General features: G+C 59.7%; 18 protein-coding genes. 10 read left to right on the forward strand and 8 right to left on the reverse strand.

Translation table 11 applies throughout. From position 1 onward, the window contains the following. The first annotated feature begins 5 nt into the window (after positions 1 to 5). The 4 genes from OF385_RS12415 (at position 6) to OF385_RS12430 (ending at position 2,639) form a co-directional block, all read left to right on the forward strand. A complete protein-coding gene (locus OF385_RS12415) occupies positions 6 to 1,367 on the forward strand; it encodes an FAD-binding oxidoreductase (protein WP_319019110.1) in 1,362 nt (453 codons plus the stop codon). Between the two features lie 188 nt (positions 1,368 to 1,555). Then, positions 1,556 to 2,032, forward strand: a complete 477-nt coding sequence (locus OF385_RS12420) for a hypothetical protein (RefSeq protein ID WP_264275627.1) — start codon at positions 1,556 to 1,558, stop codon at positions 2,030 to 2,032. Continuing rightward, positions 2,007 to 2,411 carry an HtaA domain-containing protein gene (locus OF385_RS12425; protein ID WP_264275628.1) on the forward strand — a complete coding sequence of 135 codons (405 nt, stop codon included), beginning with the start codon at positions 2,007 to 2,009 and terminating at the stop codon, positions 2,409 to 2,411. The genes OF385_RS12420 and OF385_RS12425 overlap by 26 nt, the downstream gene beginning before the upstream one ends. A 63-nt stretch (positions 2,412 to 2,474) precedes the next feature. Further along, a complete protein-coding gene (locus OF385_RS12430; RefSeq protein ID WP_264275629.1) occupies positions 2,475 to 2,639 on the forward strand; it encodes a hypothetical protein in 165 nt (54 codons plus the stop codon). Between the two features lie 93 nt (positions 2,640 to 2,732). Here the strand turns inward: OF385_RS12430 and OF385_RS12435 are convergent, their stop codons facing one another. Further along, complete coding sequence (locus tag OF385_RS12435) at positions 2,733 to 3,545, reverse strand: shikimate 5-dehydrogenase (RefSeq protein ID WP_264275630.1); 813 nt, start codon at positions 3,543 to 3,545, stop codon at positions 2,733 to 2,735. 140 nt (positions 3,546 to 3,685) lie between these two features. Here OF385_RS12435 and arr point away from each other — a divergent pair, with 140 nt between their 5' ends. Beyond that, positions 3,686 to 4,096, forward strand: coding sequence for an NAD(+)--rifampin ADP-ribosyltransferase (gene arr / locus OF385_RS12440; protein WP_264275631.1), 411 nt, complete (start codon positions 3,686 to 3,688; stop codon positions 4,094 to 4,096). A gap of 69 nt (positions 4,097 to 4,165) precedes the next feature. On the opposite strand, the gene OF385_RS12445 is transcribed toward arr, so the two are convergent. The 4 genes from OF385_RS12445 to OF385_RS12460 all read right to left on the reverse strand — a co-directional run bounded on the left by OF385_RS12445 (position 4,166) and on the right by OF385_RS12460 (position 8,770). Further along, the gene (locus OF385_RS12445) at positions 4,166 to 5,578 is read right to left on the reverse strand and encodes an aldehyde dehydrogenase family protein (protein ID WP_264275632.1); all 1,413 of its coding nucleotides are present in this window, start codon (positions 5,576 to 5,578) and stop codon (positions 4,166 to 4,168) included. Positions 5,579 to 5,602: 24 nt separating this feature from the next. After that, positions 5,603 to 7,033, reverse strand: coding sequence for an APC family permease (locus OF385_RS12450; RefSeq protein WP_264275633.1), 1,431 nt, complete (start codon positions 7,031 to 7,033; stop codon positions 5,603 to 5,605). A gap of 114 nt (positions 7,034 to 7,147) precedes the next feature. Further along, a complete protein-coding gene (locus OF385_RS12455; protein ID WP_264275634.1) occupies positions 7,148 to 8,071 on the reverse strand; it encodes a helix-turn-helix domain-containing protein in 924 nt (307 codons plus the stop codon). 111 nt (positions 8,072 to 8,182) lie between these two features. Continuing rightward, entirely contained in the window at positions 8,183 to 8,770 is a 588-nt protein-coding gene (locus OF385_RS12460; protein WP_264275635.1) for a TetR/AcrR family transcriptional regulator, read from the reverse strand. Between the two features lie 123 nt (positions 8,771 to 8,893). On the opposite strand from OF385_RS12460, the gene OF385_RS12465 reads away from it, so the two are divergent. The 5 genes from OF385_RS12465 to OF385_RS12485 all read left to right on the forward strand — a co-directional run bounded on the left by OF385_RS12465 (position 8,894) and on the right by OF385_RS12485 (position 14,754). Further along, entirely contained in the window at positions 8,894 to 10,816 is a 1,923-nt protein-coding gene (locus tag OF385_RS12465; RefSeq protein WP_264275636.1) for a primary-amine oxidase, read from the forward strand. After that, positions 10,791 to 11,219: a hypothetical protein gene (locus OF385_RS12470; RefSeq protein ID WP_264275637.1), complete on the forward strand. Its 429-nt coding sequence runs from the start codon at positions 10,791 to 10,793 to the stop codon at positions 11,217 to 11,219. The genes OF385_RS12465 and OF385_RS12470 overlap by 26 nt, the downstream gene beginning before the upstream one ends. 207 nt (positions 11,220 to 11,426) lie before the next feature. Then, entirely contained in the window at positions 11,427 to 12,872 is a 1,446-nt protein-coding gene (locus OF385_RS12475; RefSeq protein ID WP_264275638.1) for an NAD(P)/FAD-dependent oxidoreductase, read from the forward strand. Next, the gene (locus OF385_RS12480) at positions 12,872 to 13,240 is read left to right on the forward strand and encodes a cupin domain-containing protein (RefSeq protein ID WP_264275639.1); all 369 of its coding nucleotides are present in this window, start codon (positions 12,872 to 12,874) and stop codon (positions 13,238 to 13,240) included. Before OF385_RS12475 ends, OF385_RS12480 begins: the two co-directional genes overlap by 1 nt. A 20-nt stretch (positions 13,241 to 13,260) precedes the next feature. Further along, positions 13,261 to 14,754 (forward strand): gamma-aminobutyraldehyde dehydrogenase, encoded by a 1,494-nt coding sequence (locus tag OF385_RS12485; protein WP_264275640.1) that lies wholly within the window; start codon positions 13,261 to 13,263, stop codon positions 14,752 to 14,754. A gap of 5 nt (positions 14,755 to 14,759) precedes the next feature. Here OF385_RS12485 and OF385_RS12490 read toward each other — a convergent pair whose 3' ends face one another. From OF385_RS12490 to OF385_RS12500, 3 genes are all read right to left on the reverse strand, one after another. Continuing rightward, positions 14,760 to 15,878, reverse strand: coding sequence for a CDP-glycerol glycerophosphotransferase family protein (locus OF385_RS12490; protein ID WP_264275641.1), 1,119 nt, complete (start codon positions 15,876 to 15,878; stop codon positions 14,760 to 14,762). A 20-nt stretch (positions 15,879 to 15,898) separates the two neighbouring features. Further along, entirely contained in the window at positions 15,899 to 16,903 is a 1,005-nt protein-coding gene (locus OF385_RS12495) for a metal ABC transporter solute-binding protein, Zn/Mn family (RefSeq protein ID WP_264275642.1), read from the reverse strand. A 69-nt stretch (positions 16,904 to 16,972) separates the two neighbouring features. Further along, positions 16,973 to 18,196 (reverse strand): YibE/F family protein, encoded by a 1,224-nt coding sequence (locus OF385_RS12500; RefSeq protein WP_264275643.1) that lies wholly within the window; start codon positions 18,194 to 18,196, stop codon positions 16,973 to 16,975. Between the last annotated feature and the right edge of the window lie 23 nt (positions 18,197 to 18,219).

Raw genomic sequence — 18,219 nt, forward strand, 5'->3', positions numbered from 1 at the left:
GGACAATGATGACTTCACCAACCAGCGAACAGCTGCTGGCCACCCATCCACGGGCTTCGACAGCTCCGGATGATCGGGCCCGGGCCAGCGTGGATCGCTCGGGGTTCATCCCGCAAAGCTTTGCCGACGGGGTGATTTTCGCCCAGGACATCGATGACGTCGTGTTGGCCATGAAGCTGGCTTCCGAGCATGGAGTAAAGATCGTTCCGCGCGGGGCCGGCACCGGGTTGGCCGCGGGTTCCTGCGCGCAGGCTGGCGAGGTGGTGCTGGATCTGTCGGCGATGAACCGGATCCTTTCGCTGGACCCGGTGCAAGGCATCGCAGTGGTCCAGCCCGGAGTCATCAATGCGGCCGTCAACCAGGCGGCCCAGGAGCACGGGCTGTTCTACGCGCCGGATCCGGCCAGCACCGCCATCTGTTCCATCGGCGGCAACATCGCCACCAATGCCGGTGGCATGTGGTGCGCCAAGTACGGGGTCACCCGCGAATCGGTGCTCGGCTTGCTGGTGGTCCTGCCTGATGGGCAATTGCTGCGCACCGGACGGCGCACCATCAAGGGCGTGGCAGGATACGACATGAATGCGCTGTTGATCGGTTCCGAGGGGACCCTGGGCATCGTGGTCGAAGCCACGCTCCGGTTGCGCCCGAGACCGATACACACTGCTACCCTCATTTCCTATTTTCCGGATGAGGCCGCCGCCGCATCGGCTGCTTCGGCAGTGATCGCGGCCGGGCTGACTCCCTCGGTCCTGGAGCTGATGGATGGCAAGACCCTGGGAGCGGTGGATTCGGCGCTTGGCACCGACCACCACAGCCGTGGCGGGGCACTGCTGCTGGCCCAAACCGATGGCTACGGCGCCCACCTGGAAATGCAGGCCTTGCAAGTCGCCATCGAGCCGCTGGCCGGGCACAGCGAGCTGGCCCAAGACCCGCAGCATGCCGAAGCCCTGGTCGAGGCGCGGCGCCAGGCGATCCCGAGCATGGAAAAGCTCGGCACCGTGTCCATCTGCGATATCGGAGTGCCACGAAACCGGCTAGCCGAAGCCATTGCGGGACTGCAACGGATCGAGGCCGAACGCGGTGTCTCAATTTTTGTCATCGCGCACGCCGCTGATGGAAACTTGCACCCCATCATCGTTGTGCCCGAGGGGCAGTCCATCACGTCAGCAAGTCCCAAGGCTGCCTTGGCCGACATGTTCTATCTGGCCAAGGACCTTGGTGGCACCTTGACGGGCGAACATGGTATCGGCCTGCTCAAGCAGGATTGGTTGCCAGAGGAAGTAGGCGAAACCTCCTTGCAACTGCAGCGTCGGCTGCGTGCGGTCTTCGACCCGCAGGGAATCTTGAATCCAGGTAAGGCGATTTAGCCTGTCCACGATCTACTGGCTTGTGTAGGTCAATTACATGGAGGGGTTTCTGAAGACTGATCCTAGTGCTCCCCCATATTGCCGGGTGTTACAGTCATCTTTTTCCTGCTCTGCATCCCGTTGCTCATCCACGGCCTGATCCGAAGGCGGAAATTTTCGTTCCTGCGGATGGCGGACAAACATGTTCCGTGCGCTCGTCCGCCCGAACCGGACTGATCATCTCTTCCCTGGCCGCGAAGTTGCTGGTGGCCTGCCTCGTTGCCGGGCCCAGCGGCCACGACCGGGCCATGGTTAACCTGCCGGCCCATGTCAAGCGCGAGCTCTCCCCCACCGAGGTGGAGATCCGCTTCTGGACTGGGTTTTCGGCGGTGGCAAAGATTTCGTGGCCCGATGGCTCAAGCGATGAACCGGGCACCATTTCGCTGGAGGATGGCTATCGGCCGGTGATCAATGAAGCGCGACGTAATGATCAGCTTCCAGTGAACCCGGACACCAGTAGTGAACGGAGGTATGAAATACTGATCAACAGAGCATTTACTGCCGTTAGCTTATGGGAGGACAACAATAATGACGGGAAATGGTGCGCCAGTTGGCGATCCGTTCCAGCCGCATCTGGAATGGGGTCTGAAGGCCTCGTTCGTGGGTTATATTTCTTCCCTCGCTGATGGACGCATCGAAGCGAGCAATGGTGTTTGGCAGGCGGGCAACTCGCTGGTCTTCCCTGCTTCCCCGGCCACGGATGTTCCCGATAACGAGGTCTGGTTCAATGGACAGGTTTCATTCTCCGGGCACGGAGGCATGATGAAGCTCGACCTGATCGAACCGCGCGTGGAAAACCATGATGAAACCATCACGCTGACCATTGGAACCGCCACTGGCCGTGTTGCCATTGCCGAACTGACCGAAACCGCCGTCTCACGGGCATTCGGTTTGGTCAAGACCCGCTTCTCTGCGGTGCTCACCGAAGCCGGTTCGCAGTTGTTCAACGGACAGTACCCAGCGGGCCAGGCGCTCGAAGACCTTGAAGTAGTCCTTCGCGGCTGATCAGCTCCCACAGCTGAAGCCAGCGGCTTAGAAACTTTCACGTATACAAGAACCAGATCGCTCATGAACCCGCTAGAACCAAACGCGTTCGAACTCATCGTTTTCTATATCGTTCCGGTGCTCTTTGTCGTGGGGCTAACCTTCACGATCATCTTCATTGCCCACACGCGAAAGTCGACTTCCTTTGAGTTCGAATCAGATGACAAGCACGAGGCGAACGACGAGTAGCCGTTGGAAACTTAAGAAAAGTGATGCCAGCACCAAATTATTGGTGCTGGCATCACTTGTTTCATGACGCAGAAGAATCACGCCAATATGCGGCTACTGGCGCGAGAACTCCGAAGCGCGAGCCACCTGCTCATCGCTCAATGAATGCCCGGTGTACTTCTCGAACTGGGCCGCGGCCTGCAAGGCAATGACTTCAGCGCCGGTAATCACCGGCTTGCCTGCCTTCTGGGCGGCAAGGATCAGCGGGGTCTGGCTGGGGAAAGCGACAACATCAAAAACAGCGTCGGCAGCAGCGATGTGCTCGTCGGAGAATGACTGCACCTCGGCCTGCACTCCATCCATGCCCAACGGCGTGACGTTCACCAGGATCTGGTGGCCAGGTGCTGGATCTGAGACAACAGACTCATAGCCGTATTTCTGGGCCAGCTCTTGACCGGCTTTTTCGTTCCGGGCCAGCACGGTGAGATTTTCGAAGCCAGCATCCCGGAACGCTGCGACAACGGCCTTGGCCATTCCTCCGGATCCGCGGACCAAGACGCTGTAGCTCGCATCCAGCTCGTGGCGCTTGATGAGCGTCGCGATTGCTTCAAAATCAGTATTCGAGGCCACCAGCCGGCCTTCGGTGTTCACGATGGTATTGACCGAGTCGATGGCAGCGGCCGAAGGCTCGATCTCATCAACCAGCTTCATCACGTCCTCTTTAAAAGGCATGGACACCGAGCATCCGCGAATGCCCAAGGCGCGAACACCGGCAATTGCTCCAGCAAGGTCCTCGGTGGAGAAGGCCTTGTAGATGAAGTTCAGCCCGAGTTCTTCATAGAGGTAATTGTGGAAGCGGGTCCCGATATTTGAAGGTCGCCCCGACAGCGAGATGCACAGGGACATGTCTTTATTCAAGATCGGCACGAATATTTCTCCAAATCTAGTTCGCAGTTCACCACCCAATATACGTGTCCGAGTTCTAGAAATTGTTCACATGCACGCTCGATGACATCGTAACGAGCGCCCCTTTTGCTGTCCTGGCCATTTCGATAAGCTCGGGTTCCATGAGCATGGATTTGGAAGCAGGACCCTTCTATCACGGCACCAAAGCGGAGCTGGGCCCCGGTGATTTGTTATCTGCAGGATTTCCCTCGAACTATCGCCCCGAAGTCATCATGAACCATATCTATTTCACGGCCTTGCCTGACGGTGCGGGATTAGCCGCTGAAATCGCGGCACTGGATGGAACGCCTCATGTTTATGAAGTGGAGCCGACGGGCGATTTCGAAGATGATCCGAATGTCACGGACAAGAAGTTCCCGGGCAATCCCACCAGATCGTACCGCAGTGCCAGTCCGCTCAGAGTCGTCCGCGAAATCCAGGATTGGAAGCGGCTGCCGGCCCAGGAGCTGCAAGGCTGGCGAGACCGCATCGCGGCCATCAGAGCTACCCCGAAAGGCGAAATCATCAATTAGGGCCAATGGGAATCGGCGGTGCCCAAGGACCCGGAAAGGGACCGTGGACACCGCCGATTTCATGGGCTCTTAGCCCTTGATGATTTGGGGCTGGGCCAGGGATTTCAGCCCGTCAATGCCGAATTCCAGGCCATAGCCCGATTGCTTGGCGCCGCCGAATGGAATGCGCGGATCGATGGTGCCGTGGGAGTTGATCCACACGGTCCCGGACTCGATCTGGGCTGCGACTTCCAAGGCCTTGGCCCGGTCGCTGCTCCAGACCGAAGCGCCGAGGCCCACCTCCAAGGCGTTGGCGTGCTCGACGGCTTCCGCGCTGTCCCTGACCTTGATGATCGGCAGTGCCGGTCCGAATTGCTCCTCGGTCACCAAACGATTATCCGCAGCGATGTCAGCGATGAGGGTGGTGGGATAGAAGTATCCCTTGGCCTGTTCATCAGGGTTCGCGCCGAGCAGAACCGTAGCACCGGAGTCCACAGCGTCTGCGACCAGCTCGGCCACGATGTCGTACTGTGCCTTGTTCTGCAGAGGGCCCAAGACATTGTTTTCGTCCAGGCCGTTGCCCATCGGCATGGCCTTGGCTACCGCGGTGAGCTCGGTGCACACCTCGTCGTAGATTGCCTCCGGGACGTAGAGACGCTTCAACGCGGCGCAGGTCTGGCCTGTGTTGATGAACGCGCCCCAGAACAAGTCCTGGGCAATCGCTTTCGGGTCGGCATCCTCCAGCACAATGCCTGCGTCGTTGCCACCCAGTTCCATGGTCAGCCGTTTGACCGTATCGGCTGAAGATCGAATGATCGCCTTGCCAGTCCGGGTGGAACCGGTGAACATGATCTTGGCGATATCCGGATGGCTGGAAAGCTTCTCGCCGACCTCGCGTCCACCGGCGACAACATGCAGGACATCGGCGGGCAGGACCTCATTGAGGATGTGCACCAAGGCGAGAACCGATAGCGGAGTGTATTCGCTGGGCTTCATCACCACGGTGTTGCCCATGCGCAGGGACGGGGCCAGCTGCCAGATGGAAATCATCATGGGCCAGTTCCACGGCCCGATCGCGCCGACAACACCCAGGGCACGGTAGTGCTTGGCGGCATAGGTTTCGCCGTCATCCACGACGACTTCGGGTTCCACGTCGTAGGCGGTGGCAGCCCGCAGCCAGGCAGCGGCGCTTCCTACTTCGAATCGGGCATTGGGCCCGTTCAGCGGTTTGCCCTGTTCGCGCGAGAGCAGTTCGGCCAGGGCCTCGGCGTTGGCTTCGATATTGTCGGCCGCGGCGTTGAGCAAGCGCTTGCGTTCTTCATGGCCGAGTTTGTCCCAGCCTGGTTGCGCTGCCTTGGCCGAAGCCACGGCCGCATCGAGGTCCTCGGCGGTTTGCTCGGCGACCCGGCCCACGAGTTCTCCGGTGGCCGGATCGTGGATTTCGGTTCCGCCGGTTGCGGGTTGGATGGCGGCTAGCAGTTCTTGGGCGTTGGCGAATGCCATGGTGCAACTCCTTTGTGCAGCTATTTATGAAACGGACAATTCTGATGCTGGTTGGCTTTCTCGCCGGCCTAGTCGGACAACGGCCGCGGCCAATGATCCGAGCAATCCCGGGACGATCACGATGCCTTGAAGGACGAAGCCCAGAACTCCTGGGTCCTCCACGCCAAGCAGGATATCGAAGTTGATGATGATCTGGACGAATACGTAGAACAACGCGATGCCCGAAATCAATGGCGCGATCACGCGCGTGATCAGCGAGTCATTCGCTGCGTGCCGAGCGAAATACCCGATGACCGCGAAGGACGTCAGGGCCATGAGCAGGACCAGACCGAAAGCAGCGGAGTTGGTCATCCACGTGAACATGGTGAACACGATGTACATGGGCTCTTGCCCGCGCGATGCCACGGCGAAGGCCACGATCACGATCAGCCCGAGCAAGGACTGGGCCAGTGATCCGGCGATGGGCGCGTGAGTCCTCCGGGAAGTTACGGCCAGGAATTTCGGCAGCGCGCCGCCGCGTCCCATGGAGTAGAAGTACCGGGCGATGACGTTGTGGAATGCCAGCAATGCCGCGAAGAGGCTGGTGATGAATAGGATGTTCGACAGGTCCACAAACCAGGTGGGAGCATGGGCCGCGAAGAAGACAAAGAGCAGATCTGGACCGTTTTCGGCTGATGCTGCGATGACGTTGTCCGCTCCTTCCCCGACGGCGACGGCGAACGCGGAGAAGGCGTAGAAGCACGCGATGATGATGATCGCGATCATGGTGGCGCGTCGGGCGGTACGCTGCGGGTCCTTGACCTCTTCGTTGTAGATGGTCCCGGATTCGAAGCCCATGAACGCCGCGATGGTGAATGCCACGACTGCGCCCATGCCCGGGGCAAGGGCATCGGAGAGGTTGAAAGCGGCTTCGGGTTGCGGGGCCTGGGGGGCCAGGGCAAAGGCCATGATGTTATAGACGATGACCACAAGGAATTCGGCGGCAACGATAATCCCGAGGACTTTCACGGAGAAATCCACGCGGTTCAGGCCGAGGAATCCGACGGCCGCCCACGCGACCAGGGCCGTGACCCACCAGGGCATGGCTGTATCGAAGGTGGCGTTGAGGAAGGACGAAGCCGCGAATCCGAACATCCCATAGATGCCGATTTGCATGAGGTTGTAGCTCACCAAAGCCACCATCGCAGCGCCGACTCCCGCGATGCGCCCGAGCCCTTCGGCCACATAGGCGTAGAAGGCTCCGGCATTGGGAATGTGCCGGCTCATGGCGGTGTAGCCGATGCTGAAGATGAGGAGCACCGCGCCGATGAGCAAGAAGGACAGCGGTACCGAGCTCATGCCGGTCACCGCATAGTTGGTGGTGACGCCGCCGGCAACTGCGGTCAAGGGCGCGCTTGCGGCAATGATCATTACCACCAAAGCTGGCACGGTGAGCGTGCGTTGTTCCAGTGCCATTCGTTCCCCCAGAGAAATAGATTGTGCTCTCTTCAGGATCTACGCTGCGGGTGGATTCGCATTGTCATTGGGTGCAGGCTCATTGTTCCCCTGCGCACAGCTGTGCGCCAGATCTCACTGCTCTGCTCGGTACTTGCCTGGAGTACGGCCGAATTCCTTGGAAAACATGCGGCTGAATCCCGCCGCGTCGGCGACACCCACTCGGGCACCGATGGCCTGGGCTGAGAGTGTGGAGAGCAACGGGTCGCGCAGCAATCGCGAGGCCTCTGTCAGGCGGCGGTGTCGGATCAATGCCGCGACGCTACGGGGCTGGCGCTCGAACAGAGCATGGAGGCTGCGGACCGAGATGAAATGCGCGGCGGCGATTTGCGCTGGCCCCAAGTCGGCATCGCCGAGGTGGGCGTCGATGTAGCTGGTGATCTTTTCGCGTTGCCGGGTTTTTGTGTCGCCGGTGCTTTCTGTTCCCAGGACTCCGCCGAGCGCGGTGGCCAGCAGGTCCACAGTGTTGCGCGCCAAAGGGTATCCCCCGTGTTCGTCCCATTGCGGGAGATTGGCGCCGAGGTGTTCCATGAGCGGAGCCACAGTGCCGGAGAGCGGATGATTGCCCTTGAGCGCCAAGGCCGTGACTTGTCCGACTTGCTGGGGTGAAAGCTTGAACTGTTGATGCGGAATGAGCGCAACGACGACGGTGGCCGGCTTGTCGAAGGCCAAGGTGTAGGGGCGCTGGGTGTCATAGATGGCAAGGTCACCGGGTGACAGCACGGTTTCACGCCCGTCCTGTATCAGCAGTCCATAGCCTTCGATCTGGTAGGAGACCTTGTAGAACTCGCCGTCTCCGCTATTGGTCAGGTCCATGGTTCGCTGCACGGCATGAGGCCTTGCATGGATGCGCATCAAGCCTATGTCGCCGAGCATGTTGACTCCGAGGGATGCGGCGAAGTGGCCGCCGGTCACTTGTTCACTGCGCAGCTGAACGAAGGCGTCAGAGATGAGCCGTGACCACGCGGTAAACGAGTCGACGTGCTGGATTTGATACATGCGTTCCCTCCCCCATAATGCCTTTGATTGTGCAAGGCATCACACCTGAGGGTACGCTCGGCCGCGCGGATTGTCACTATTTTCTGCAAGCCGAGAATAACCTTGAACCCGCTACCGCATCAGGATTGCGAGCAAATCCAGCTGGTATTTAAGCTGCTGTTCCAGCCGTTGCGCCGTGTTAACCTCGGCATCCAGGACGCTGCTGGCCTGGGCTCCCATGAGGAAGTTGATCATGGAGTCCCGCGCCATTTGAGTGCGTGCATCGCTGTCATCAAGGATTTCCCGCAGCCATCCATCGAGCATGGTGCGCCATTGATCCATCGTCGACGCATTGACGTCCGCGAGCTTGGAATCCCCCAGGGCAAGGTGCCAGAAATGAACGGCGATGCGGGCTTCGTTGCGCCGGAGCTCATCGAGCGGGAGAACCTCGCGGGCGAAGGCTTCGATCGCATCCAGTCCTTGGAGGCCATTGGCCTTCTTGTAGATTCGTTGATTCGTCGCATCGGCAACAAAATTGAAGGTCGCGGTCAAGAGCGCATCACGCGTTGGGAAGTAGGGCTTCAATGCTCCATTGGCGTAGCCCGCGGTGGCTGCCAAGTCACGCAGATTCAGCTTCTCAATGCCCTCCCTGGCAATGAATCGCCAGGTGACCTCTACAATCTCTCGGCGGCGCTGGTCATGATCAACGATTTTCGGCATGCCTCAAGAGTATCGATTTTTATCTATTTCGCTTCAAAGGGTTGCGCCACGGTGCACCGCTCCGTATTCTCTACACTCATAGAATAATAATTGATGTAGATCACACCCAAAGGAGCCCGACTGATGACCAGCACGGCGACCACTGATTTCACCTTGCTCACCGAAGAAGAAATCGCTTTGGCCAAAGAGCTCCTGGTGGAGAATGAACTCTTCGGCGAGAACACCCGCATGGCCTACCTGGGACTCGAAGACCCGCAGCTTTCACGTCCGGGACGCTTTGTTCGCGTCATGCTTTTGGACAAGCTCTCCAACTCACCGCGAGATATCGTGCTGGACCTCAGTAATCGAAGCGTGGTGTCGGCACTCGACATCGATCCATCCAAAGTCGGCCAAATGCCGGTGCTGCTAGAGGAATTCGAGATGGTTGAGTCGATCCTGGCCAGCGATCCCCAGTGGAAGGAAGCCCTGGCCAAGCGCGGCCTCGCACCGGAGCAGGTCCGCGTGGCCCCGCTGTCCGCTGGCGTCTACGAAGACGAGTACCCTGAAGAATCGGGACGGCGCATTTTGCGCGGCTTGGCTTTCCGACAGGACTTCGCCGAGGACTCCGCATGGGCCCACCCGGTGGATGGGCTCGTGGTCTACATCGACACCATCGCCCAGAAGGTCGATCGTCTCCTTGATCTGCAGATCGTTCCAGTTCCCGAATCCCACGGCAACTACACCGACCCGGAGCTCACCGGGCCGGTGCGCACCACGCAGAAGCCAATTGAAATCACGCAGCCTGAAGGAGCCAGCTTCACCGTCGATGCAGGCAACCATGTCCAGTGGGAGAAGTGGACGCTGGATATCGGCTTTGATATGCGCGAAGGCCTGGTGCTCTACAACATCGCGTTTAATGACAAGGGTGTTGACCGCCGCATTCTGGACCGGGCATCCATCGCGGAAATGGTGGTTCCCTACGGCGACCCGTCACCGGTGCGCAGCTGGCAAAACTACTTCGACACCGGCGAATACCTCATCGGCCGGCTCGCGAACTCGCTCGAACTCGGCTGCGACTGCCTGGGCGAAATCCACTACATCTCCCCCGTCGTCACCGACGCGGACGGCAATGCCCAGACGATCACCAACGGCATCTGCATGCACGAGGAAGACGCATCCATCCTTTCCAAGCACGCCGATGACTGGTCCGGTGTCAAGTACACCCGACGCAACCGCCGCCTGGTGATCAGCTTCTTCACCACCGTGGGCAACTACGACTACGGCTTCTACTGGTACCTCTACCTCGATGGCACCATCGAATTCGAAGCGAAGGCCACCGGCATCGTCTTCACCTCGGCGATGCTCGACGATCGCTTCGCCTCCGAAATGGCACCGGGTTTGGGCGCTCCATTCCACCAGCACATCTTCGGCGCGCGTCTGGACTTCGCCCTGGATTCCGGCCCTAGCCGAGTCATCGAAGAAGAGGCCGTGCGTCTTCCCATCAGCAAGGACAACCCGCGCGGAAACGCCTTCACCCGCAGCCACACGGTCCTGTCCACCGAGCAGCAAGCGGTGCGTGATAACAACCTTTCCGCCGGGCGCACTTGGGTAGTCACCAACCCCGAGTCCAAGAACTACCTCGGCAAGCCGGTAGGCTACAAGCTCATGTCCCAGGGACTGCCAACCCTGTTGGCCGCGGAGGGCTCATCGATCCACCGTCGCGCAAAATTCGCTTCCAAAGCACTCTGGGTCACGCAGCGCGATGCAGCGCACCGCTACCCCACCGGCGACTTCGTGAACCAGAACCCCGGCGCCGATGGCATTGGCTCATGGATTGAAGACGACAAGAATATCGACGGCGCGCAGATCAGCCTCTGGCACACTTTCGCACTGACCCACTTCCCGCGCACCGAGGACTGGCCGATGATGCCGGTGGATACCGTGGGCTTCACCCTTCGCCCCGAAGGATTCTTCGACCGCTCCCCGGTACTCGATGTCCCGGCACCGGCCCAGCATGGTTGCTGCTCAACCAAGGCATCCGATGGTTGCTGCGGCAATAACGCCTAGCGCTACCCGGCGGCTGATCCCTGCACATCGTGTGCTCGGATTGGCCGCCTTGGGATTGGCTTTCGCGCACGTCCTCGGCTTGGTGGCAACGGCGCATCCTTTGGGTTGGACGCTCACTTTGCTTCTCATGGCCCTCTGGTGCACCAAATGCGCTTGGGGCGTGTGGCACGGGGCACCGGCGCAAAAGCTGCTGATCATGAGTGCCGTGATGGGCATGCTCCATGTTGTCATGGCTGTGGGCATGCCGTGGCTGGGCGAGCATCACCACACGGCCGGCGGGCATTCAGCGGCGCACGGACTTCCCATGCTGCTCATGGCGTGCGCTGAATTCACCTTGATGTTCTGGGCGGCCATCCTTTGTCATATTCAGCGCCAGAAATCATCCTTTTCTCCCAGCTATTGACAGGGGAATACCCGCAAGATTAGATATGTAATGAATTACATTCAATTTTCGGGTCTCTTGCTGAGAAGAGGGATAAGCCTTGATCGCCGCCTGGCTCTCAACTGGCATCCTGTGTGCCCAGCTCACCGCAAGACCCCAAGGACCCATGGTTGTTCCATTGGCTTGATAGCACCCTGACCGCTTGGCTATCGACACAGGAAAACACCCATGAGCACCCAGCATCAAATCACCTTTGACCGCCACGAAGCAGAAGTCCCCTCGGCCCTCATCGCCGAATCGCTGAAGAACGCAAAGCACACCAGCTACTGGCTGGACAATGAAGATCGCCCGCAACCCCACGCCGCGCTGCACGGGAGGATCACCGCAGAACTGCTCATCGTCGGCGGCGGCTATACCGGTTTATGGACAGCCTTGCAGGCTAAGGAACGCGACCCGCAGCGACACGTTGTCCTCATCGAAGGCCAGCGCATCGGGTGGGCAGCATCCGGTCGCAACGGAGGATTCTGCGAAGCGTCCCTCGTCCACGGCGAGGCCAACGGGGAGAACCACCTCCCCAAGGAGAATGCCTTGCTCGCCGAACTCGGCGCGCAGAACCTCGATGAATTCGAAGCCACCGTCCTTAAGTACTCGATGGACGTCGACTTTGTCCGCGAAGGAGCCGTGAGCGTCGCGACCGAATCCCACCAGGTGGCCTGGGCTGCCGAAGAGGCCGAAGCCTCCGGCGTGGATTACCTTGATGAGCATCAAGTCAAGGCGGTCATCAACTCACCGGATTTCCTCGCCGGGGCCCTGGACAGTAAGTCCACAGCGCTGGTGCATCCCGCCAAATTGGCGTGGGAGCTTGCCCGGGTTTGCCGGGAGCTGGGCGTGGAATTCTACGAGCACACCCAGGCGGTAGAAATCTCCGATGCCGCTGGCAAGGTCGAGATCCTCACCGCCGACGGGCGGATCCTCGCAGACCGAGTCGCCTTGGCAACCAACGTGTTCCCATCCTTGCTCAAGCGCCACCGAGCGCGCATCGTCCCGGTCTACGACTACGCCCTGATGACCGAGCCCTTGACCGAGGAGCAACGCACAGCCATCGGCTGGGACCGGATGGTCGGGCTGGCCGATATGAATAATCGCTTCCACTATTCGCGGCCCACCATCGATGCCGACGGGAATTTCCGGATCCTCTACGGCGGCTACGACGCCATCTACCATTTCGGCCGAAAAGTCCGTTCAAGCTACGACAGCAACCAGGCCACTTTCGAGAAGCTGGCCGCGCACTTCTTCGGCAGCTTCCCGCAGCTGACCGGCGTGAAGTTTTCGCATGCCTGGGGCGGCGCCATTGATACCTGTTCCCGATTCTTCTCCTTCTTCGACCTCACCCATGGCGGCAAGGTCGCCTACTGCGCTGGGTTCACCGGGCTGGGTGTCGGGGCCACCAGATTCGGAGCGAAGGTCATGCTGGATCTGCTCTCCGGAGAGAAGACCGAGCTGACAGAACTGGAATTGGTACGCACCAAGCCCATCGCCTTCCCGCCCGAGCCCGCAGCATGGCTGGGCGTCAAGATCATGACAGACCATCTGGTCAAGGCCGATCACAACGAAGGCCAACGCTCGGCCTTCTTGAAGCTCATGGACAAGATCGGAATGGGGTTCGATTCCTGATGACCGGCTTTGACTCCCAGCCCACCAGCGACGAACTGCTGGAGCTTCCGATCACCCACCATCCGATAGACACAGCGCAACGCATCGAAGGCCAGGTTCCGGCAACCACCGGGTTCCAACAGCTCAGCACCCTCGGAGAAGCTGAAATCGGCGTTTGGGAAATGTCGCCGGGCGCCATGCAGGACATCGAAGCCGACGAGTACTTTGCCGTGCTGTGCGGCCGCGGGAAACTGCAGATCCTGGCCGACGACGGTACCGTGGCCCAGGACATCACGCTGGCTGCTGGCACGTCCCTGCGGCTGGCTTCGGGAATGCGCACCCGGTGGACGGTGGCCGAAACTTTACGCAAGATCTACTTCACCCTCTGAATTTCCGCAGGAGAATCATCATGGATTTCTACAACCCATCTTCCGGGCACCAATTCATCAATGGCCAGCAAGTGCTGGGCCAGGGTCCGAAAATTCAACGGGTCTCCCCTGCCACGGGTGAACCGCTGCTCGACGTTGATACCGCCAGCATCGAACAGGTGGATCAAGCGGTGCAGGCCGCAGCCGCCGCCTTCACCAGCTGGTCCGCGTTGACCCCTGGCGAGCGTTCGGACCACCTCTTGGCCTTCGCCCGCGAACTGCAGCTGCATGCCGATGAGCTTGCCGAAGTGGAAACCGCGCAAACCGGCAAGAGCATCCGCATGTCCACGGAATTTGATGTCCCCGGAACGATCGACAATGTGAACTTCTTCGCTGGCGCGGCGCGGAACCTGCAGGGGTTGGCTGCCGGTGATTATGCAGGCAACACCACCTCGATGATCCGCCGTGAAGCCATTGGCGTGATCGGCTCCATCAGCCCCTGGAACTACCCGCTGCAAATGGCCGCGTGGAAGGTTCTTCCTGCCATCGCCGCTGGCAATACCATCGTGCTCAAGCCCAGCGAACTCACCCCCGGCACGTCGATGCTCTTCGCCAAAGCTGCCACGGATGCGGGCCTGCCCGACGGAGTCATCAACGTGGTTTGCGGCGATGGGCCGGTCGTCGGAACCAGCTTGGTACGCCATCCGCTGGTCAAGATGACCTCGTTCACCGGGTCCACCGCAGTCGGCCTGAAGATCATGTCGATGGCCGCCGAGCGAGGCAATCGTGTTCATCTGGAGTTGGGCGGCAAAGCGCCGTTTGTCGTCTTCGACGATGCGGATATCGAGGCCGCAGCCCATGGTGCGGTAGCCGGGTCCACGATCAATTCGGGCCAGGACTGCACGGCCGCGACCCGTGCCTACGTGCACTCCTCTGTATTCGAGAAGTTCACCAACCGCGTGGCGCAGCTGATGGATGCCATGGTTGTCGGTGATCCAAGTGATCCGCAGACCGATATGGGTTCACTGATCAGCCAGGCGCATCTTCAGAAGGTGTCCGCGATGGTGGATCGGGCCCGGCAGGATGGGGCCCGAGTGCTAGCCGGCGGACGCCACGAGGATCGGGCCGGCTTCTACTATCGGCCGACGCTGATTGTGGGGGCCGCCCAGGATTCGCAGATCGTGCAGAACGAAGTTTTCGGTCCGGTATTGGTGGCATTGCCGTTTGAAACGGATGATCAGGCCATTGAGCTGGCCAATGACACGCCTTACGGGCTGGCAGCGAGCGCCTGGACCAAGAACGTCGACCGGGCGATGAGGGCCAGCGCCCAGATCCAGGCCGGTTGCGTGTGGATCAATGAGCACATCCTCATCGTTTCCGATATGCCTCATGGCGGCTACAAGGCCTCAGGCATGGGCAAGGATATGAGCCAGTATTCCTTCGATGAATACACCAACGTGAAGCACGTGATGATCTCCCATGATCCGCAGCCTCATCGGCAGTGGCAGGACACTATATTCAAAGAGCGGTCGTAAATCGCTTAAAGGCCTGAAAGCAGCTGGTTCAGTTTCTTCGTAGCCATCCCGGGTTCGGTGGTGGCGAAGAAGTAGAGGGCCAGCTGTTTTTGCTGCCCGGCGACGCCGCTGGCTGCCAGTTTCGCGGCGCGCTCCGCCAGCCCGTTGGCGTTGCCCAAGTGCTGTTCACCGGGCAGTCCATCGCGCAGCTTGCTGGGTCGCTCGGCAGCGAGCAGCAGCGGGATATTCAATGCGACAGCGTCATAGGCCATGGCTGAGGTGTCGCAAATGGCAACGTCTGCCCAGACCAGCGACTGTGAAGCATCCTTGACCGGGTCAATGGTCGATTCAAATCGTGCCTGCAAGGAGGCGACAGCTTTTTTCGCTTCGGCCGAGATGTCGCCCGTCTTGGGATGGGGACGGAAGCGCACCTCGAAACGGTCATCATTAACCAGCTGCGCGAGGATCCGCTCGCCCAGCCTGATGACCGAGGAGTAGGCCATCGCTTCGGAGTCGCCCTCCCATGTTGGGGCATAGAGGACTCGGATTTTTTCCGATGGTCCTTCCAGCTCCAGGGAATCGAGCTGGGGGCGACCGATCTGCACCAGATGGGAGGCATCGAATCGCGAAATGTTTTCCATGATGCGCTCTACCGCTGCCGGCCCGGCGACGCAGGCGTAGTCATAGGCTTTGAGCTGGTTTGAAACCATTGAGGCTTTTTCGCTCTCGCCATGATTCAGGTGTATATGCGCTGGGCCGTTGAAGCGCAGCATGGTGAAATTGCGCTGGGCATTGTTCACGTAGCTGATCGATTGGGTGTTCCACTCGCGGAGCTTGGATTCGATGTGTTCCATGGAACGAGTGAATAATACCGGCAGAGTGCTGGCGCCCAGCGCTTGCCGCGCGCTGAGTGAATCCATCAGCACCAGGCCGATGCGCAGGCCTTGTCGGGCCATACGCTCAAAGGTCCCCAGCCAGACGCCTAATTGGTAGAACTGGCCGGGGCCTTCGGCAAAGAAGAGAACATGGTCGGCTTGTTGTATTTCCCGTTGGTTCTGGACGATTTCGGCTCGCACCGATCGCTCTGCGATTAATGAGCGTGCTTTACCTGTCGCCTGAGTCAGTTGGGAAGGAATCAATGCCATACGTGTAGTCTACGTACCTCTTAGCCGTTGACCGCGGAACCCAGGTTCGAAATGTTGGATTTCATCCAATCCAAGTAGCTGGAATCATCCTGAATGGTTTCTGAGAAGTCGACGACTGGCACCTTGCCGGATTCTGCATTTTTCTTCAGAGCCTTGGTTTCATTTCCCTCGGTCTGGATGTTGTAGGCCAGGATGTCGCTCTGGCCGTTGACCAGTAGGTCCTGGGCTTTCTTCAACGTCATTGGTGCAATGCCTTCGCCTTCTTCGATAGCCTCGCTCAGCCCCTCTGGAGTGGTGTTCTCCATGCCGGCGTCATCGAGCAGATGGAACGGGACAGGCTCGGTCATCACGAACTTCTTGCCTTCCAGCTTGGCGTCGCTGAGCTGGGTCTGGAGCTGCTTGATCCCTGCGTTGAACTCATCGGCGTTTTTTGCATACTGCTGGGCGTTGGCCGCATCAGCCTTGCCAAAGGTGTCCGCTAGTTCATCAGCGAGTGCAGACATCGAGTCCAGGTCATACCAGATGTGCTCGTTGTAGCCGGCGTGATCATGGCCTTCATGCGCTTCTTCGTCAGCGTGCTCAGCGTGCTCTTCAGCGCTTTCGCCTTCATGCGCCTCTTCATCCTCATGCTCTTTGGCAATAGGCGAAGTATCCACGGCGTGGATCAGCTGGACATTCGAGGCTTGGTCACTGGGCAGGGACTGGACCAGCGAGTCCATGAACTGGTCGTATCCCCCGCCGTTGGCGAGAACGACGTTCGCTTCTGACACGGTGAGCTTGTCACGAGTCGTTGGCTCATAGGAGTGCGGATCCTGGGCAGCCGAGGTGATGATCTCGCTAACACTGACTTTATCGCCGCCCACGGCACGGGCAACCTGACCATAGACGTTGGTCGTTGCTACCACCTTGACGGCAGAGGTGTCGCCTTCACTTGCTTCGCTGCCGGTGCTCGCACAACCGGCGAGGATCATGCCCGCCGCTGGTACGGCAACGGCCATGGCAAGCAATGAGCGATACTTCTTCATTCTGGTTCTCCATCCAAACAAGATTGCTATTGAGAACAATTCTACATTACTTTTGAGAACCGTTCGCACCTAGGCGTCTGCGTTGGCGGCAAACAGGGATCGTTTGCCGTGCGCTCCGCCGGTACCGGTTGCCTTGACCACCATGACTGCTATAGCCGTGGTCACCGGAATAGCCAGTACCAATCCAATAGAACCAATCAGGATCCGAATAACTTCCTCAGCCATCTCCCCGGAGCTCAAGGTCACACCAAATCCCTGGTTGCTCATGGCCGCAATCGCCAAGATCGGCAAGGCAGCACCGGCGTAGGCGAAGGCAATGGTGTACACCGTGGAGGCGATATGGTCGCGGCCGATGCGCATCCCGCGGAAGAACAATTCCTTCGCCGATGCCTTAGGCGAGGTTTCAGCCAACTCCCACACCGTGGCGGACTGGGTAATGGTCACATCATTGAGCACGCCCATGCCGCCAACGAGCACACCGCAGATCAGCAAGCCAGGCAGGGAGATCTGCGGGGCCACGGTGGCCAGGGTCATCGACGATTCGTCATTGGCGCCGGTGAGCGCCGCGGCATCTGTCAGCCACAGGGCAAGGGCCGCGGTAACTCCCAAACCGAACAGCGTGCCCAGCAGCGCGGTGGATGTCTTGGCATTAAGACCATGGGCAAAATACAAGGCCACGAACATGATGGCCGTGGCACCGGTCAGGCCGACCACCACCGGATTTCCGCCTTCAATGAGCGCGGGAACCATGAAGAAGATCATGAAGGCGATGCCGCCGACCAGGCCGATCACCGCGCGGGCGCCACGCCAGCCAGCCACTAGCACCACAACCACCCCATAGGCAATGGCCAGTAGGGTCATCGGCAGTGTCCGGACAAAGTCAACAAAAACATAGGGGCTTCCGCTGGTGGTATCGACCTTCGAAAGATCCAGGTAGCGCAAGGTATCACCCGGGCGGACATCTCGCGATTGCAGCATTTCCGGCGGAATCTCCATCTGGATTTCCGCTCCGCCAGAGACCGGCATGACGTAGGTGACAGTGCATTCCAGCGTCTTGCCCCCGACATCAGCCAATCCCTCGGAGGAAGGGCAGGTTTCCATGCCGCTGCGGGTGACCGTGCCTGTGGCCATGGTGGCGCCTCCGGCAGTATCCATCGAGCCGTCGAGGGCGAATTTGTCGTAGGTTCCCTTAGGCCACAAGGCAATGACCATGACCAGGGCCAGCACGCCAATCGGTGCGAGCAGGGCCCACAGTATTATCGAAGCGCGACGCCGGCGCCTGGGATCTTGCAATATCGGTTCGTCATGGTGATGGT

The organism is Glutamicibacter sp. JL.03c (genome assembly GCF_025854375.1).
GTDB lineage: Bacteria > Actinomycetota > Actinomycetes > Actinomycetales > Micrococcaceae > Glutamicibacter.

Bases quoted from the DNA above. Each gene is read 5' to 3' on its own strand.
- OF385_RS12415 (WP_319019110.1), top strand. From the start codon at position 6: ATGATGACTTCACCAACCAGCGAACAGCTGCTGGCCACCCATCCACGG.
- OF385_RS12430 (WP_264275629.1), top strand. From the start codon at position 2,475: ATGAACCCGCTAGAACCAAACGCGTTCGAACTCATCGTTTTCTATATC.
- arr (WP_264275631.1), top strand. From the start codon at position 3,686: ATGAGCATGGATTTGGAAGCAGGACCCTTCTATCACGGCACCAAAGCG.
- OF385_RS12445 (WP_264275632.1), bottom strand. From the start codon at position 5,578: ATGGCATTCGCCAACGCCCAAGAACTGCTAGCCGCCATCCAACCCGCA.
- OF385_RS12450 (WP_264275633.1), bottom strand. From the start codon at position 7,033: ATGGCACTGGAACAACGCACGCTCACCGTGCCAGCTTTGGTGGTAATG.
- OF385_RS12455 (WP_264275634.1), bottom strand. From the start codon at position 8,071: ATGTATCAAATCCAGCACGTCGACTCGTTTACCGCGTGGTCACGGCTC.
- OF385_RS12460 (WP_264275635.1), bottom strand. From the start codon at position 8,770: ATGCCGAAAATCGTTGATCATGACCAGCGCCGCCGAGAGATTGTAGAG.
- OF385_RS12465 (WP_264275636.1), top strand. From the start codon at position 8,894: ATGACCAGCACGGCGACCACTGATTTCACCTTGCTCACCGAAGAAGAA.
- OF385_RS12470 (WP_264275637.1), top strand. From the start codon at position 10,791: ATGGTTGCTGCGGCAATAACGCCTAGCGCTACCCGGCGGCTGATCCCT.
- OF385_RS12475 (WP_264275638.1), top strand. From the start codon at position 11,427: ATGAGCACCCAGCATCAAATCACCTTTGACCGCCACGAAGCAGAAGTC.
- OF385_RS12480 (WP_264275639.1), top strand. From the start codon at position 12,872: ATGACCGGCTTTGACTCCCAGCCCACCAGCGACGAACTGCTGGAGCTT.
- OF385_RS12485 (WP_264275640.1), top strand. From the start codon at position 13,261: ATGGATTTCTACAACCCATCTTCCGGGCACCAATTCATCAATGGCCAG.
- OF385_RS12490 (WP_264275641.1), bottom strand. From the start codon at position 15,878: ATGGCATTGATTCCTTCCCAACTGACTCAGGCGACAGGTAAAGCACGC.
- OF385_RS12495 (WP_264275642.1), bottom strand. From the start codon at position 16,903: ATGAAGAAGTATCGCTCATTGCTTGCCATGGCCGTTGCCGTACCAGCG.